The sequence below is a fragment of the Rhodococcoides fascians NBRC 12155 = LMG 3623 genome (assembly GCF_001894785.1).
Taxonomy (GTDB): domain Bacteria; phylum Actinomycetota; class Actinomycetes; order Mycobacteriales; family Mycobacteriaceae; genus Rhodococcoides; species Rhodococcoides fascians.
Window position 1 is genome coordinate 212473 of sequence record NZ_BCWW01000006.1, and the last position, 16011, is coordinate 228483.

Consider the following 16011-nt stretch of genomic DNA (forward strand, 5'->3'; position numbering starts at 1 on the left):
CTCATTCCGCTGGCTCCACTCCTGACCACTTCGGTCATTCCGCAGGCTCCACTCCTGACCCAACCCGGTCATTCCGCAGGCTCCACTCCTGACCGGATTGCGATCTCGATTCGGCTCTCGCCGTACTTCTTCGACTTCTCCGGCACGAGCCCGGTCGGCCATACGGTCTCCGGCGAACGCGACGACCGTTCGAGCACGACCACCGCGTCGACCGAGAGCCATCCCCCGCTCACGAGCCGCTCGAGGAGGCCTGCCACGGCGGTATCCGTGACGGCGTACGGCGGATCTGCCAACACCAGGTCGTACGCCGCGTCGGCGGTGCCGGCCAGGACCGAGGCCACCGGCGCGCATTTGACCGAAGCTCCGGTCAGGCCGACCGATTCGATGTTCTTGCGCACTACCGCGGCCGCCCGTGCGTCGGATTCGACCAGCACCGCCGACGCGGCCCCACGTGAGAGTGCTTCGAGTCCGAGCGCACCCGACCCTGCGAACAGATCCAACACCGCGGCCCCGTCGAGCTCCATCCGACTTTCGAGCGCACTGAACAGTGCCTCTCGAACCCGCTCCGACGTGGGCCGGGTGCCTTGGCCGGGGACCGCCAATCGGCGACCCCCGGCAACGCCCGCGACGATCCGGGTCATTCGCTCCCGGCCTCTTCGCCCGTCGACCCCCCACCGATGACGACGAGCAGATCGCCGCCCTCCACCTGCTGTACGCCCGAGATCGCCAGACGAGTGACCGAGCCGCCCCGCGGTGCGGTGATCGCTGCCTCCATCTTCATCGCTTCGATCGTGGCAATGGTGTCGCCGGCCGAGATCTTCTGGCCCTCCTCGACCGCCAGCGTGACCACCCCGGCGAACGGAGCCGGAATGTGTCCGGAATTGGAGCGGTCTGCCTTCTCGACCGTGGGTGCTTCGCTCGCGATGGACCGATCGCGCACCGACACCGGACGTAGCTGCCCGTTCAGGATGCACATGACGGTGCGCATACCGCGTTCGTCCGGGTCGGAGATCGCTTCGAGTCCGATGAGCAGTTCGACGCCCTTCTCGAGCGTGACTCGATGCTCCTCGCCCTGACGCAGACCGTAGAAGAACTGGTTGGCAGACAGTCGGGTGGTGTCGCCGTACTTCTCTCGATGAGCTTCGAGTTCCGCTGTGGGGCCGGGGAAGAGCAACCGATTCAGAGTGGTACGGCGTTGCGCCGACGTCCCGTCGAGGTTCTTCTCGTCCTCGTCGGTCAGCGGCGTCACCGGCTTGCCCGCACCACGGCCTTCGAGCGCCTTGGTGCGCAGCGGCTCGGGCCAGCCGCCGGCGGGTGTTCCGAGATCGCCGCGTAGGAACCCGACAACGGAATCGGGAATGTCGTACCGGCTGGGGTCCTCGGCGAATTCCTCGGCGGACGCATTGGCACCCACGAGCGCAAGAGCCAGATCGCCGACGACCTTCGAGCTCGGCGTCACCTTGGTCAATCGACCCAACATGCGGTCGGCCGCAGCGTAATTGGCTTCGACCGTCTCGAAGCGATCACCGAGACCGAGCGAAATGGCCTGTTGGCGTAGGTTCGACAGCTGGCCGCCCGGAATCTCGTGGGTGTACACGCGACCGGTCGGTGCAGGCAGCCCGGACTCGAAGGGCGCGTACACCTTTCGCACGGCCTCCCAGTACGGCTCGAGATCGCAGACGGCCTGCAGATCGAGGCCGGTGTCGCGCTCGGTGTGCGCAGCCGCGGCGACGATCGCCGACAGCGCGGGCTGACTGGTGGTTCCTGCCATCGCAGCACAGGCACCGTCGACCGCGTCGGCTCCGGCTTCCCAGGCCGCGAGATAGGTAGCGAGCTGTCCGCCGGGAGTGTCGTGGGTGTGCACGTGCACCGGCAGATCGAAGTTGGACCGCAACGCCGTCACCAGCGTCTTGGCTGCGGGGGCACGCAACAGACCCGCCATGTCCTTGATGGCCAGCACGTGCGCGCCGGCATCGACGATCTGCTCGGCCAACTTCAGGTAGTAGTCGAGCGTGTACAGGTTCTCGTTCGGATTCGACAGGTCGCCGGTGTAACTCAGGGCTACTTCGGCGATGGCCGTACCGGTTTCGCGCACTGCATCGATCGCCGGACGCATCTGATCGACGTTGTTGAGCGCATCGAAGATACGGAAGATGTCGATTCCGGTGTCGGTGGCCTCGGCGACGAAGCTACGGGTGACCTTCTCCGGGTACGGGGTGTATCCGACGGTGTTCCTGCCGCGCAGCAACATTTGAATCGCGATGTTGGGCACGGCTTCTCGCAGGCTCGCCAACCGCTCCCACGGATCCTCGTGCAGGAAGCGCAACGCCACGTCGTACGTCGCCCCTCCCCAGGCCTCGATCGAGAGCAACTGCGGCGTCGTTCGCGCCACGTACGGCGCTACGCCGAGCAGACCACTGGTGCGCACACGCGTTGCCAACAACGACTGATGGGCATCACGGAACGTGGTGTCGGTGACACCGAGCGCCTTCTGATTGCGCAGATCGCGGGCGAACCCTTCCGGCCCGAGGGCCAGCAGCCGTTGCCGGGAGCCGTCGGGAATGGGAGCCGAGAAGTCGACCTCGGGCAGCTTGTCGTGCGGGTATACCGGCGAGGGACGTTCGCCGTGCGGCTTGTTGACCGTCACGTCGGCCAGGTAGGTCAGAATTTTGGTGCCACGGTCACCCGAGGAACGCGACGTCAGCAGTTCCGGACGTTCCTCGATGAAGGAGGTGGTGACGCGTCCTGCGGTGAAATCGGGGTCGACCAGAACCGCTTGCAGGAACGGGATGTTCGTCGCGACACCGCGAATTCTGAACTCCGCCACCGCACGTCGGGCACGCGCCACGGCAGTGTCGAAATCACGGCCGCGACAGGTGAGCTTGACGAGCATCGAGTCGAAGTAGGCACCGACCTCGGCACCCAACGTCGTGCCACCGTCGAGGCGCACGCCGGCACCGCCCGGGGTGCGGTAGGCAGTGATGCGGCCGACGTCGGGCCGGAATCCGTTGGCGGGATCCTCGGTGGTGATGCGGCATTGCAACGCTGCACCGCGCAACACGATGTTCTCCTGCTGCAATCCCAGGTCCGCCAACGTCTCACCGGAGGCGATACGCAGCTGCGACTGCACCAGGTCTACATCGGTCACTTCTTCGGTGACTGTGTGCTCCACCTGAATTCGCGGATTCATCTCGATGAAGACGTGATTGCCGCGGGTATCGAGAAGGAACTCGACGGTACCGGCGCAGGAATAGCCGATCTGCTTGGCGAACGCCACGGCGTCGGCGCAGATCTTCTCGCGTAGTTCCTGAGGAAGGTTGGGTGCCGGTGCCAACTCGATCACCTTTTGGTGTCGACGCTGCACACTGCAATCGCGCTCGAAGAGATGGACGACGTTTCCTTGGCCGTCGGCAAGAATCTGTACCTCGATATGACGGGGGTCGATCACTGCCTGCTCGAGGAACACGGTCGCATCGCCGAACGCCGACTCCGCTTCGCGCGCAGCAGCTTCGATGGACTCGCGTAGCTGCTCGGGCTCGGCCACGCGGCGCATTCCGCGACCACCGCCACCTGCCACGGCCTTGACGAACAGCGGGAAAGTCATCGACTCCGATGCCGCGACCAATTCGTCGATATCGGACGACGGTTCCGACGACGCCAACACCGGTAGTCCCGCGGCCTTCGCAGCGGCGATCGCACGCGCCTTGTTACCGGTCAGCTCGAGGACATCGGCGGAGGGCCCGACGAACGTGATGCCCGCCTCCACACACGCGGCGGCGAGATCCGGGTTCTCGGAAAGGAATCCGTAGCCGGGGTACACAGCATCGGCACCGCTACGCTTGGCGGCGGCGACGATCTCGTCGACCGAGAGATACGCCCGAACGGGATGGCCCTTCTCCCCGATCTGATACGCCTCGTCGGCCTTCGTTCGGTGCACCGAGTTTCGATCCTCGAACGGGAACACCGCCACCGTCGAGGCACCGAGTTCGTAGGACGCACGGAAGGCGCGGATAGCGATCTCGCCGCGGTTGGCAACCAAAACTTTGGAGAACATTGGCTCAACTTACCCGGCAGACAGAGCCCCGGAGGCGTACTGATCCCACGATGCGGGAACTTTTGTTCAATTTCGGCTACTGAAACGGTGCAGTGCGGACTGCGACGGGGTCAGGACTTGTCGAGGTAGTCGATTCTGTCGGATCGCCACGCCGAACGCATCATCGACGCGATGCCGGGATTGTCGGCCAGAGACGGGTCCCGCGCGAACAACGACCGGGCACAATCCTGGGCGTCGGAAATGATGTCCTCGTCGTCGATGAACGAGAGCAACCGAAGTCCGGTCACCGTGCCCGACTGCGCGGCTCCCAACACGTCACCTTCTCGGCGGGTCGCCAGGTCCAGTTTGGCGAGCTCGAACCCGTCGTTGGTGGCGGCCACAGCCTCGAGCCGAGCGAACGACCCACCGCCCGGGCTGAGCCAGCTGATCATGATGCACAGCCCCTGATGCCCGCCGCGGCCGATTCGCCCACGCAGCTGGTGGAGCTGGCTGACGCCGAAGCGGTCGGCATCCATGATCACCATGACCGTGGCATTGGGTACATCCACGCCCACCTCGACCACCGTCGTGCAGACGAGCACGTCGATCTCACCCGCGTTGAATTCCGACATGGTGATGTCCTTGTCGTCACCGGACAGTCGACCGTGCAGCAGCCCCACACGCAGATCGGCCATCGGCCCGGCGGAGAGCGTCTCGTAGAGATCCACGGCAGCCGTCGTCTCCGGCCCGTCCTCCACTTTCGGCGCAGCCTTCTTCGCCGCTCCGCTCTTCTTGCCCGTGTCCGCATCATCGCCGTCACCGATACGAGAACAGACCACGTAGGCCTGTCGGCCGGCCGCGACCTCCTCGTGAATCCGTTGCCAGGCTCGATCCACCCATCCGGGTTTGGATCTGGCCGGGACGACGTTGCTGACGATCGGCGACCTGCCGCGCGGAAGCTCCGTCAGTACCGACGTCTCCAGGTCCCCCAGTGTCGACATCGCGATCGTGCGCGGAATCGGTGTCGCCGTCATCACGAGGAGATGCGGGCTGGTGTTTCCACGAGCCTTCGCGCGCAAGGCATCTCGCTGCTCCACACCGAATCTGTGCTGCTCGTCCACGACGACCATCGCGAGGTCGAGAAACTCGACCCGATCCTCGATGAGAGCGTGGGTGCCGATGACGATCCCGGCATCACCTGTCACGGCATCGAGCAGGGCCGATCGCTTTGCCGCAGTGGACATCGACCCCGTCAGCAGAGCCACCTTGGTGGCCAGCTCGTGCGATCCCAGCTCGCCACCGGCGGCCAGCGTGCCGAGCATCGATCGGATAGATCGCGCATGTTGGGAGGCAAGCACTTCCGTCGGTGCCAACAGTGCGCACTGGTGTCCGGCGTCGATCACCTGCAGCATGGCACGCAACGCGACGATGGTCTTACCCGAGCCGACCTCGCCCTGCAACAGACGCGACATCGGATGCGGGCCCGACAGGTCGTTGGCGATCTCCGCAGCAACCTGGTGCTGACCGACCGTCAACTCGAACGGCAGCCGGCGGTCGAACTCCGCCGCGATGCCGTCGGTGATCGGTGGGCACCGCGCAGCTACCCGGTCGGACGCGTCGCGTCGTCGGTCCGCGAGTACCAATTGAACAGCCAATGCCTCGTCGAACTTCAATCGTTCCCGGGCGGCGTCCTTGTCCGCCGCAGTATCGGGAAAGTGGACCGAACGCAGCGCGGCGTCGATGTCGATGAGGCCACGCTCGCGGCGCACCGATTCCGGCAGCGGATCGACCACGTCGTCCAGCTGGTCGAGTACCTGCCGAACGCAGCGCATGAATGTCCAGCTCTCGACATCTTTCGCCGCGGGATAGATAGGTACGAAGGCGCGGTCGAACACCGACATGTCGACGGCTCCGGACGAATCGACCGAGCCACGCGCCAGGCCGGCCAGCGTGCCACCGCCGACGATGCGACCCGCGGGGACGATGGCCCCGTCGTTGTCGTCGCCCCCGAGGATCACGTAACTGGGGTGTGTGAGGTTCCACCGCCGACCGAAATACTTGACCTTGCCCGAGAACATGCCCCGCCGCCCGGGCACGACCACGTGTTTGAGCTTGTGCGGGCTGAAGAACGTGGCTTCGATCCGCTGCCCGTCGGCCGCAAGGGTGACGGCAAGGAATTGACCGTTGCGGTTCTTCATCGAACGCAGGGTGGCCGATTCCACGGTGGCGACGATGGTGATGTGTTCCCCCTCGGGGGGTTCCTTCTCGCCGAGCTCGGAACCGTGCGTCATGTAGCGATGCGGGTAGTGCCGCAGCAGGTCTTCGACGGTATGGATGCCGAACACCTCGGCCAGCGGTGCCGCAGCCGCCGCTCCGAGGACATCGTCGAGCCGATCCACCAGCGTTGCCATAGTTCCGAGATTCCCTATTCCACTCCGAATTGCACGAGATCCCCGGGCTGCCCGCCCGGGTAGACCACCACGTCGACGCCGGGATGCGCACCCGCCACATAGTCGGCGAGCCGACCTCCGAGATCCGCGGGAGCCAGCGCCCCGAGCAACACCGTCACCATCTCACCGCCGGTGGCCAACAGCTGGTCCAGCAGTCTGCATCCGGCATCGAGCGGATGCTCGGCAACGATCACCACTTCCTGCCCGGCCAGACCGAGACAGTCACCCGGCTCGCACATGCCGACCCAGGTCAGCGAGCGTTGCTCGGCGATGCGCAACGAACCCCACCTCGTCCCCGCTGCAGCATCGGACATCGCGAACGCGTCGTCGACGGCTGCTCTGGCCGCGTCGTGCACTGCGAGCGCAGCCAACCCCTGCACCATCGCCGAGCATGGCAACATCGACACGTCCTTACCGTCGGCCCTGGCCGCAGCACCGACGGCAACGAGCTCCTGAGCGGACAGCGCCCCGTTCGGCAGCACCAGAACCTCGCGGTGCTTCATGCCCACGATGGCGCGATGCAACACCGACGAATCGATGGGCTCGTCGCATCGCACCACCGTCGCACCTTCCTGTACGTAGAGAGCCGCGGCACCGTCACCGGCGACCAGGGCCAAAATATCGCGACCCACCGACATAGCCTCGGGCTCGTGCTCACCGACGTTCGCGTCGACGGAGTACTCGGCCAGTCCGAAACACGAGATGCGTACTCCTCGAATGCTTCCCGCCGCGATCCCGCACTCGACGGCACCGCCCGGGTCGGTGGTGTGCACATGAGCGGAGTACGCCCCGGAGCCGTCTCCGGCAACCACGACCGAATCGCCGAGGTCCGACAGCGCTGCACGCAGCGCTGCCGCGCGGGTGTCGTCGATGCCGGGGACGACGTAGAGAACCTCGTAGCCGAGCGGCCGGGACTGCGAGCGGGTCGCTGCCCCGTCGGAGGCTCCGGGTGCGTTCGAAACACCGACTTCGATCACCCGTTCGTGGTCCTGAGGACGGCGATAGCGTCGCCTCGGCGGGGTGCGGCCGGTCACGACTTCGACCAACGCGTCGAAGATCACCGACAACCCCAGCGCCCCCGCATCCACGACGCCCGCCTCTCGCAACGGTGCGAGTTGGTCCGTCGTGCGATCGAGAGCGCGAGCGGTGGCCTCGGCTATATCGACGACCAGCGTGGCCAGATCGACGTTCGCGTCGTGGGCAGCGGCCTCGTGGGCAGCGGCCTCGAGCACCGTGAGCATGGTGCCCTCGGCGGGGACACTGACCGCGCCCGCCACCAGAACTCGTGCACGCCGCAACATCGCCTGGATCGACACGGTGTCCAGCGGACCGTCGGCTGCGGCCTCACCCACGGCGCGCAGGAGTTGCGAGACGATGACCCCGGAATTTCCTCGCGCGCCCGATACGGCTCCCACCGCCAGAGCCCGTCCGATCGCACCCGCGCCTGCGGCCGGCCCGGCACTGCGCATGGACTCGACCGCAGCCCGGAACGTGAACATCAGGTTGGTGCCGGTATCGGAGTCCGGAATCGGGAAGACGTTCAGTGCGTCGATCTCGTCGCACCGAGCAGTGAGGGAATCCACACAGCGATAGGCCCACCGGCGCAGGCCCGAGGCATCGATGGATTCGAGTACGTCGACCACCTCGAGCGCCTCCCCTGCGTTCCGTCCGTACCTGCGCCCGGGCCCGACGATGTCGGCCCCGGACAGTGCCCGAAGCTTAGTCGGGCAGAATCGTCAGCGCGGCCCGCGTGAGCCGGTACACCTCGTCTGCGGTGGCGGTTTGGTGATTGGGTGGGACGCCGCTATTCTTGCAGGGTTGCCTCGAGGCGATCTTCACGCATTGCAATCCTTGCATCTGCTCGTAGTTCGTTTCGATGTCTTCGACCACATGTAACGCTCAACATCTAACAAGGAGTTCGCGACTATGGCTGCCGTCTGCGACGTATGCGCCAAGGGGCCCGGCTTCGGTAAGTCGGTCTCGCACTCGCACCGACGGACCAACCGTCGTTGGAACCCGAACATTCAGACCGTTCACGCTCAGGTTGCGCCTGGCAACTCCAAGCGCATGAACGTGTGCACCTCCTGCTTGAAGGCAGGCAAGGTGGTTCGGGGCTGATTTCGGCCCCGCTCTTCGATTTCCTCCACGGCCTCGACCGCGTGCGAGAACTGTGCCCCGCATCCACTCGGATGCGGGGCACAGTTGTCTGTCGATGTTCCTGCGCATTCGGGCAAACAGTTGGACGTCCGATAGAGTGCCGAACGTGACTCATTCGGACAGTGAAAGCTCGAGCAAGGTCAGCATCGAGGACGGGGTGCTGCACATCGTCGTCGCCACCGAGGCGGGCGGTTCCTCTCTCGACCTGGACGGCATCACCTCGGGAACGCAGGCACTGCACGAGGTGAACACCGGTGCCACATCTGTAGGAAGCGTCCTGCTCATCGGCCGCGGGCCGAACTTCTGCGCCGGCGGCAACGTACGGGACTTCGCCGGTGCCGACGATCGCGGTGCCTTCGTCGGCTCGGTTGCCGATGCGTTCCACGCCTTCGTTCGCGAACTGGCAGCAGTGACGGTTCCGATCGTCGCCGGGGTACACGGCTGGGCGGCCGGCGCCGGCATGAGCCTGGTCTGCCTCACCGACATCGCGATCGGTGGCCCGTCCACCAAGCTTCGACCGGCCTACCCCGCCATCGGGTTCACACCGGACGGTGGCATGTCCTGGACCTTGCCCCGCATCGTCGGATCCGGCCACGCGATGGACATCCTGCTGAACGATTCGATTCTCAACGGTGAGGATGCGGTGCGCCTCGGAATCCTCAGCCGCCTCGTGGGCGACGACTTCGTCGACAGCGAGGCCGAACGACTGGCCCGAACCCTCGCCGTCGGCCCCACCTCGGCGTATCAGGGAATCAAGAAGCTGCTCGCGGCGTCCGACACCGCCACTCTGGCAGAGCAATTGGATGCCGAGGCCGCCTCGATCTCGGCGGCCGCAGTCTCACCTGCAGGAGTGGAAGGCGTCGACGCATTCGTCGAGAAGCGTCGTCCCGATTTTTCCTGAGCCGGTCACGGCAACGTCCAGTCGATCGGTTCGTCCCCGCCCTCGACCAACAATTCGTTGGCGCGACTGAAGGGCTTGGATCCGAAGAATCCCCGTGATGCGGACAGCGGTGACGGGTGGGCCGACTCGATGTACGGCACCGTCCCCAGCATGGGTTTGAGAGTCGCCGCGTCACGTCCCCAGAGAATCGCCACCAGGCCAGGGGCCCGGGGATCCTCGGCTCTGGCGACAAGAGCACGAATTGCCTGCTCCGTCACCGCTTCCCAGCCCTTCTTGCGGTGCGACGCCGCCGCGGACGGTTCGACCGTGAGCACTCGGTTGAGCAGCATCACACCCTGCTCCGCCCACGGCGTGAGATCACCGTTGCTGGGTGTCGGCAGACCGAGATCGTCCGAATATTCCTTGAAGATGTTGGCCAGACTGCGTGGAACGGGACGCACGTCGGGGGCGACCGAAAAGCTCAGCCCCACTGCATGACCCGGGGTCGGGTACGGGTCCTGGCCCACGATCAGCACCCGAACCCGGTCGAACGGGTACCGAAAAGCACGCAGAACGTTCTCACCGGCAGGGAGGTAGTGCTTTCCGGCGGCGAGCTCGGCTCGCAGAAAGTCGCCCATCGCAGCAACATTCGTCTCGACCGGAGCCAAGGCACGGGCCCAACCCGGATCCACGCTCTCGGCGAGCGGGCGGGCCGTCACCGGTCGATCCGGCGCAGCGCGTCGCGGTAGTACGCGGCGTTCGCGGAGTACATCTGCACGTTGATGTCCACGTGCCCCTCCGGAACCTCGAAGCCCTCACGGATTTTCGCGGGAACACCGAGCGCCATGCTGCGTTCGGGAACGACGAACTTGAACGGCACCACCGCACCCGCACCCACGATGGAACCGGCCCCGATCCTCGAGCCGTTGAGCACCACGGAACCCGATGCAATGAGGCAGTTGTCGCCGATGGTCGCACCCTCGACATGCGCGTTGTGACCGAGAACGCATCCGGCACCGATCACGGTCGCGTCGATGGGGGTGCAGTGGATGACGGTCCCGTCCTGGATGTTGGTGCCCGCACCGACGGAGATCGTGCCGTAATCGGCTCGGAGCACGGCCGTCGGCCACACCGACGATCCCGCCGCCAAGGTCACCGCTCCGATGACGACTGCATCGGGATGGACATAGGCGTCCGGGTGAATATCGGGTTCGCGATCGCCGAGCGCATAGATAGCCATCCTTGCAACTTAGCCGACTCCATCGACCCGGTCGGAGCTCACTCTCGGTCGAAGCTCGACCAACCGGATCTGCCCACGCGGTGGTGCCCGGCGACAGTGACGCTACCGGCGGTTGCATTCGACGCGGACTCGACGCGGCCGATCACGATCCACCCCGTCGGAACGGTAGCGAGGCCGGGGAACGTGCCGACGAGAGCATGATCCTCGCCGCCGGTGAGTACCCACTCGAGGGGATCTACCCCCAACAGCTCTGCAGCCGAACGGACTTCGTCGGCGATCGGAAGACGCTCGGGTTCCAGAACCATCGATACCCCGGATGCGTCGGCGATATGCCCCAGGTCGGCCGACAACCCGTCGGACACATCGGTCAGTGATGTCGCGCCCGCTTCGGCGGCCTCGATTCCGGCACGGTACGGCGGGGCGGGCACGCGGTGTGCATCGAGAACCGCGTCGTGCCCGGAGCGATCGCCGCCCGCGAGCAACAGAGCGAGTCCGGCCGCGGACCACCCGAGCCGCCCCGCGAACGCGATCACATCACCGACCTGCGCACCCGATCGCAGTACGGGAGCCCTGCCCTGTAGGTCACCGAGCGCAGTGATCGAGATCACCAGCTGATCCGATTGCACCACATCACCGCCGACGATCGCCGAACCCGCAGCCGACGCCTCGCGCCACATGCCCTCGTTCAGACCGTCCGTCACGCTCACCGGTGTGTCCGCCGGGCAGCCGAGAGCAACCAGGAATGCCGAGCACTGCCCACCCATCGCGGCGATGTCTGCCCCGTTCTGCGCGATCGCCTTCCGGCCGATCTCCACCGGAGTCGACCAATCGAGCCGAAAGTGCCTGCCGTCCACCAACATATCTGTCGTGGCGGCCACCCTGCCGTCGGATGCACTGACGACGGCAGCGTCGTCGCCGGGGCCGACGATGGTCGACGTCGGTTGCACTCGATCGGCGACGGCCCGGGCGATGACGTCGAACTCGCCGATCTGGGCCACCGTCGGTTCGGCGGCGGTGGTCCCCGAAGGGCCGGTGTCGTCGATGATGTTCCTCCCTCAGGGCGCAATTCGGACGTCGGTCTCCCGCGAAACCGGCACCGCGCCTGCGGTACCTTTAGCGGTGCCCGGGCCCGGTCCGGCGCAGCCGGTTTCGTGCTGTGAGTACGCAACCGACTCAACGTACAGTCGACTCAACTTACAGTCGATCGTCCCAGCAAGGAAAGGGACCACCGATGGTGCAAGCCTTCGTTCTCGTTCAGACCGAAGTCGGCCGTGCCACGACCGTTGCGCGGCAGATCGAGTCGGTCGACGGCGTCGTATCCGCAGAAGCTGTGGTCGGACCCTACGACGTCATCGTCAGGGCCGACGGCGCATCCGACACCGAGATCGCGGACATCGTCTCCCGAATTCAGAAGGTCGACGCCATCACGCGCACCCTCACCTGTCCCGTCGCCCCGCAGTCGACCTCGACGGTTCGGTAGCGCATGAATTCTGCCGACCACGACCACAACCACGACAAAGACAACGGCGACGACGCCGGCACCCGGTCCGAGAATGCAGCAGCGGCCGACGAGAAGCGCCACCCTGCGGTCATAGCCACCGCAATCGCCCTGCCGGTCGCGTTGGTGGTGGGAGTTCTCGTGGCCGCGATAGCGGTGAACAGCTCCCCCGCCCACGATCCGGTAGCGCTGGGGCCGGTCGACGCACCCGACGCCGCGAGCGCACAGTGCTCGACCCTCCTCGATGCGCTGCCCGACGAGCTGGGCGACTACAGCCGCGCCGACCTGGCCGACCCGGCACCTGCCGGAGTCCGAGCCTGGGTATCGGCCGAGGAGAACGCCGAGCCGGTCGTGCTTCGCTGCGGACTGCCTCGACCGATCGGATTCGACGTGGCCGCACCACTTCAGGTGATCGACGGCGTCCAGTGGTTCGAGGTGTCCGGCGAGAACGACGGCATCGACGCCAGCACATGGTTCGTCGTCGATCGCGGCACGTACATCGCTCTCACCATTCCCGGCGACTCCGGCCCGACTCCTCTGCAGGATGCCTCGTCGGCAGTGTCGGCAGCACTACCCCAGCAGCCCCTCGACCCGGCACCGTTGCAGTAGCGCCGGGTCAGCGCAGGCCGGTACCGCGTGCGAGAGCGGTGTCGATCAGGGTGCTGATCAGGGTCGAGTAGTCGATTCCGCTCTCGGCCCACATCTTGGGGTACATCGAGATCGACGTGAATCCGGGCATCGTGTTGATCTCGTTGATCACCGGGCCTTCCTCGGTGACGAAGAAGTCGACCCGCGCTAATCCTTGGCAGTCCAGTGCGCGGAAGGCCGAGACTGCGAGTTCGCGAATACGATCGCTGATGTCGTCGTCGAGTGCGGCAGGAATGTCGAATTCGCTGACATCGTCGAGGTACTTGGTGTCGAAGTCGTAGAAGGCGTGATCGTCGCTGTCCGCGTCGGGGAGCCGGATCTCGGCGATCGCGCTGGCGCGCACGCTGCCGTCGGGGAATTCGAGTACGCCGCATTCGACCTCGCGGCCGTGGATCATTCCTTCGACGATCACCTTGGGGTCGTGCTCGCGGGCAACGCCGATCGCCGACTGCAGGTGATCCCACGAGGTGATGCGCGAGATTCCGATCGACGATCCGCCTCGCGCGGGCTTGACGAAGGCAGGGAGACCGATGTGGTCGCGTTCGGCTTCGGTCAGGTCATCGGTGCCGCGTCGCAGCACGACCTGCCTGCCGATCGGTAGTCCGTCGGCTCCCAGAAGCTTCTTGGTGAACTCCTTGTCCATGCCTGCGGCACTGGCCAACACTCCGGGACCCACGTACGGGACACCGGCGAGTTCGAGCATTCCCTGCAGGGTGCCGTCCTCGCCGTACGGCCCGTGCAGCACCGGAAACACGACGTCGACCGCAGCCAGGACCTGTCCGGCGTCGCCCTCACCGAGAGCGATCAGCGCGCCTGCGCGTCCCGGATCGGTGCTCAGCGCGAGTGCGGCACCGGACTTGTCCACCGTCGGCAGTACTCGATCACGAATCGTCAGCGCATCCGGATCACTGGAGCCGAGCACCCAGGCACCGTCGGGGGTGATCCCCACCGGGACCACCTCGTAGGTATCGGGGTCCAGATTCGCGAGCACGCTACCCGCCGAGACACAGGACACCGCGTGCTCACTGCTGCGGCCACCGAAGACGACGGCAACTTTGATTCGGGGAGTACTCACGGTGACAAACCGTACCGCCGTCTCCCCGCGAACGCGGATTCGCCCTGTTCGTGCACACGTCGAGAACGTGACCTCACTCGGGCTTGATTCGACGCCCCAGCAGGTGGCCCACCGCGTCCGGAACCGACATTCCCCCGTGGCACACACGGTGCACGGCATCGGTCAACGGCATCTCGACGTCGTAGCTCTCGGCGAGCGCGCGCACCGACGTACAGGACTTCACGCCCTCGGCCACCTGCCCGTGCGCTGCTTCCTGCGCGCTCTCGAGGGAGCCTCCCGAACCGAGCCGCTCACCGAACGTACGGTTGCGCGAGAGCGGCGACGAGCAGGTGGCGACCAGATCTCCCACGCCGGCGAGCCCGGACAGCGTCGACGGTGTGGCCCCGAGCGCGACACCGAGCCGGATGATCTCGGCCAGGCCTCGGGTCATGATCGACGCGAGGGTGTTCTCGCCGTAGCCGACTCCGCTGGCCATTCCACAGGCGAGGGCGATGACGTTCTTGCACGCGCCACCGATCTCGGCACCGATGACGTCGGAGTTGGTGTACGGCCTGAAATATCCTGTGGCGCAAGCTTTTTGAATCTCAAGCGCTCGTTGCGAGTCGGAACACGCAATGACGGTCGCGGCCGGCTGCCCCTCGGCGATCGGGCGCGCCAGATTCGGCCCGGACAGGCAGGCCACCCGGCTGGGATCGGCGCCGGTCACCTGTGAAATCACCTGACTCATGCGCATGAGCGTTCCGGTCTCTATGCCCTTGGCCAGAGACAGCAGTGTCGCGTGCGGTGCGATCGCATCCGTCCACTCCCCCAGGTTCGCGCGCAGACTCTGCGACGGCACCGCGAGCACCACGATGTCCGCGCCGTCGAGGGCGGTCGCCGGATCGCTCGTGGCGCGGATCGACGACGGCAGTTCGATTCCGGGGAGGTAGTCCGCGTTCTCGTGCCGTTCGCTGATCGAGGCAGCGAGTTCCTCTCGGCGCGCCCACATGGTGACATCGGTTCCGGCATCGGCCAACACTTTGGCGAATGCGGTACCCCACGACCCGGACCCCAGTACCGCTGCTCTGCTCATGCCGCCAACCTCTCACCTGCTCGCCGATGCCCTGCCTACGCGCGCATCACCCTAACGCGCAGACCTGCCCGGGCGGTCGGAGTCGGCAGACATCGGTGACGCTGGCAGGATCGAACACCATGGGCGCAATTCGAAGCAGCGACGACGACCGCGAGGGTCGGCCGTCCGATGCGCTGCGCCGCGCGGTCGGAGTCGTCATCGCGGTCAAGGACCTGACAGCGGCGAAGTCCCGTCTGGCGTCCGAGTTCTCCGGGGCCGACCGGACCCGATTGGTGCTCGCCATGTTCGTCGACACGGTCACCGCGGCCGGTTCGGTGTCGGTGGTCGATTCGGTCACCGTCGTCACACCCGATCCGGTCGTCGCCGACACCGCGCGACAAATCGGTGCCCGGGTGCTGGACGAACCGTCGGCTTCCGGCGCTCGAGATCCCGAAGCCCGTCTCAATGCCGCATTCTCCGCTGCTGCGGCCGCACTGCGAGTCGATCACGCACCACGCGATCGCCACGGGAACCCCGGCGCGGCCCCGGCCGATCGGGTCGACATCGTTGCGCTGCAAGCGGATCTGCCTGCGCTACGTCCCGCCGAACTCGCGCAGGCGTATGCGACGGCAGTCTCCGGCGGCAGGTCGGTCGTGGTCGACCATCACGGCACCGGAACCGCAGCGCTGATCCTGAAGAATTCTGCCGACGAGCTCGCGCCGCTGTTCGGATCGGATTCCGCACGCCGCCACACCTTGTCGGGAGCGCGACCACTGGACGGCACGTGGCCGGGACTTCGACTCGACGTCGACACCGTCGACGACGTACGTCGGGCTCATCGACTCGGGGTCGGGCCGGAGACGACAGCCGTACTTCGCTCACTCGGTTGGAGCGACGAGGAATCCGCAACCACCGCGTGATTCGGTGGACGTGCGAACAAGTTCGGTCATCGGAGTTTCACCGACGGCGGGTATGGGGG

At 66.1% G+C, this 16011-nt stretch carries 14 protein-coding genes; 5 read left to right on the forward strand and 9 right to left on the reverse strand.

Going from position 1 to position 16011, the window contains the following annotated elements; genetic code table 11:
• Nucleotides 1-68: 68 nt before the first annotated feature.
• The 4 genes from rsmD to RFA01S_RS14310 form a co-directional block, all read right to left on the reverse strand.
• The gene (gene rsmD, locus RFA01S_RS14295) at nucleotides 69-641 is read right to left on the reverse strand and encodes a 16S rRNA (guanine(966)-N(2))-methyltransferase RsmD (RefSeq protein ID WP_027496669.1); all 573 of its coding nucleotides are present in this window, start codon (nucleotides 639-641) and stop codon (nucleotides 69-71) included.
• Nucleotides 638-4054 carry a pyruvate carboxylase gene (locus tag RFA01S_RS14300; RefSeq protein ID WP_032383422.1) on the reverse strand — a complete coding sequence of 1139 codons (3417 nt, stop codon included), beginning with the start codon at nucleotides 4052-4054 and terminating at the stop codon, nucleotides 638-640. Before RFA01S_RS14300 ends, rsmD begins: the two co-directional genes overlap by 4 nt.
• A 110-nt stretch (nucleotides 4055-4164) precedes the next feature.
• Nucleotides 4165-6444, reverse strand: coding sequence for an ATP-dependent DNA helicase RecG (recG, locus tag RFA01S_RS14305; RefSeq protein WP_027496667.1), 2280 nt, complete (start codon nucleotides 6442-6444; stop codon nucleotides 4165-4167).
• Between the two features lie 14 nt (nucleotides 6445-6458).
• Entirely contained in the window at nucleotides 6459-8126 is a 1668-nt protein-coding gene (locus tag RFA01S_RS14310) for a DAK2 domain-containing protein (protein ID WP_032366388.1), read from the reverse strand.
• A gap of 283 nt (nucleotides 8127-8409) precedes the next feature.
• Between RFA01S_RS14310 and rpmB the strand changes: the two genes are divergently transcribed.
• Both rpmB and RFA01S_RS14320 read left to right on the forward strand, forming a co-directional pair.
• Complete coding sequence (gene rpmB / locus RFA01S_RS14315; RefSeq protein WP_008717389.1) at nucleotides 8410-8601, forward strand: 50S ribosomal protein L28; 192 nt, start codon at nucleotides 8410-8412, stop codon at nucleotides 8599-8601.
• 145 nt (nucleotides 8602-8746) lie between these two features.
• A complete protein-coding gene (locus tag RFA01S_RS14320; RefSeq protein ID WP_032366585.1) occupies nucleotides 8747-9541 on the forward strand; it encodes an enoyl-CoA hydratase/isomerase family protein in 795 nt (264 codons plus the stop codon).
• 5 nt (nucleotides 9542-9546) lie between these two features.
• On the opposite strand, the gene RFA01S_RS14325 is transcribed toward RFA01S_RS14320, so the two are convergent.
• The 3 genes from RFA01S_RS14325 to RFA01S_RS14335 are packed head-to-tail and all read right to left on the reverse strand — an operon-like array spanning nucleotide 9547 to nucleotide 11758.
• Entirely contained in the window at nucleotides 9547-10239 is a 693-nt protein-coding gene (locus RFA01S_RS14325) for a uracil-DNA glycosylase (RefSeq protein WP_032366387.1), read from the reverse strand.
• On the reverse strand, nucleotides 10236-10760 hold the full coding sequence (locus RFA01S_RS14330) for a gamma carbonic anhydrase family protein (protein ID WP_032366386.1): 525 nt from the start codon (nucleotides 10758-10760) through the stop codon (nucleotides 10236-10238). Before RFA01S_RS14330 ends, RFA01S_RS14325 begins: the two co-directional genes overlap by 4 nt.
• A gap of 38 nt (nucleotides 10761-10798) precedes the next feature.
• Nucleotides 10799-11758 (reverse strand): thiamine-phosphate kinase, encoded by a 960-nt coding sequence (locus tag RFA01S_RS14335; protein ID WP_032370777.1) that lies wholly within the window; start codon nucleotides 11756-11758, stop codon nucleotides 10799-10801.
• Between the two features lie 233 nt (nucleotides 11759-11991).
• Here RFA01S_RS14335 and RFA01S_RS14340 point away from each other — a divergent pair, with 233 nt between their 5' ends.
• The gene (locus RFA01S_RS14340) at nucleotides 11992-12240 is read left to right on the forward strand and encodes an Lrp/AsnC ligand binding domain-containing protein (RefSeq protein WP_032366384.1); all 249 of its coding nucleotides are present in this window, start codon (nucleotides 11992-11994) and stop codon (nucleotides 12238-12240) included.
• A gap of 3 nt (nucleotides 12241-12243) precedes the next feature.
• Nucleotides 12244-12867, forward strand: a complete 624-nt coding sequence (locus tag RFA01S_RS14345; RefSeq protein WP_032407047.1) for a DUF3515 domain-containing protein — start codon at nucleotides 12244-12246, stop codon at nucleotides 12865-12867.
• Between the two features lie 7 nt (nucleotides 12868-12874).
• On the opposite strand, the gene RFA01S_RS14350 is transcribed toward RFA01S_RS14345, so the two are convergent.
• Both RFA01S_RS14350 and RFA01S_RS14355 read right to left on the reverse strand, forming a co-directional pair.
• Nucleotides 12875-13981 carry a D-alanine--D-alanine ligase family protein gene (locus RFA01S_RS14350; RefSeq protein ID WP_032391547.1) on the reverse strand — a complete coding sequence of 369 codons (1107 nt, stop codon included), beginning with the start codon at nucleotides 13979-13981 and terminating at the stop codon, nucleotides 12875-12877.
• Nucleotides 13982-14054: 73 nt separating this feature from the next.
• Nucleotides 14055-15053, reverse strand: a complete 999-nt coding sequence (locus tag RFA01S_RS14355) for an NAD(P)H-dependent glycerol-3-phosphate dehydrogenase (protein ID WP_027496659.1) — start codon at nucleotides 15051-15053, stop codon at nucleotides 14055-14057.
• A 101-nt stretch (nucleotides 15054-15154) separates the two neighbouring features.
• Here RFA01S_RS14355 and cofC point away from each other — a divergent pair, with 101 nt between their 5' ends.
• Nucleotides 15155-15952 (forward strand): 2-phospho-L-lactate guanylyltransferase, encoded by a 798-nt coding sequence (gene cofC / locus RFA01S_RS14360; protein WP_174557266.1) that lies wholly within the window; start codon nucleotides 15155-15157, stop codon nucleotides 15950-15952.
• Nucleotides 15953-16011: the final 59 nt, after the last annotated feature.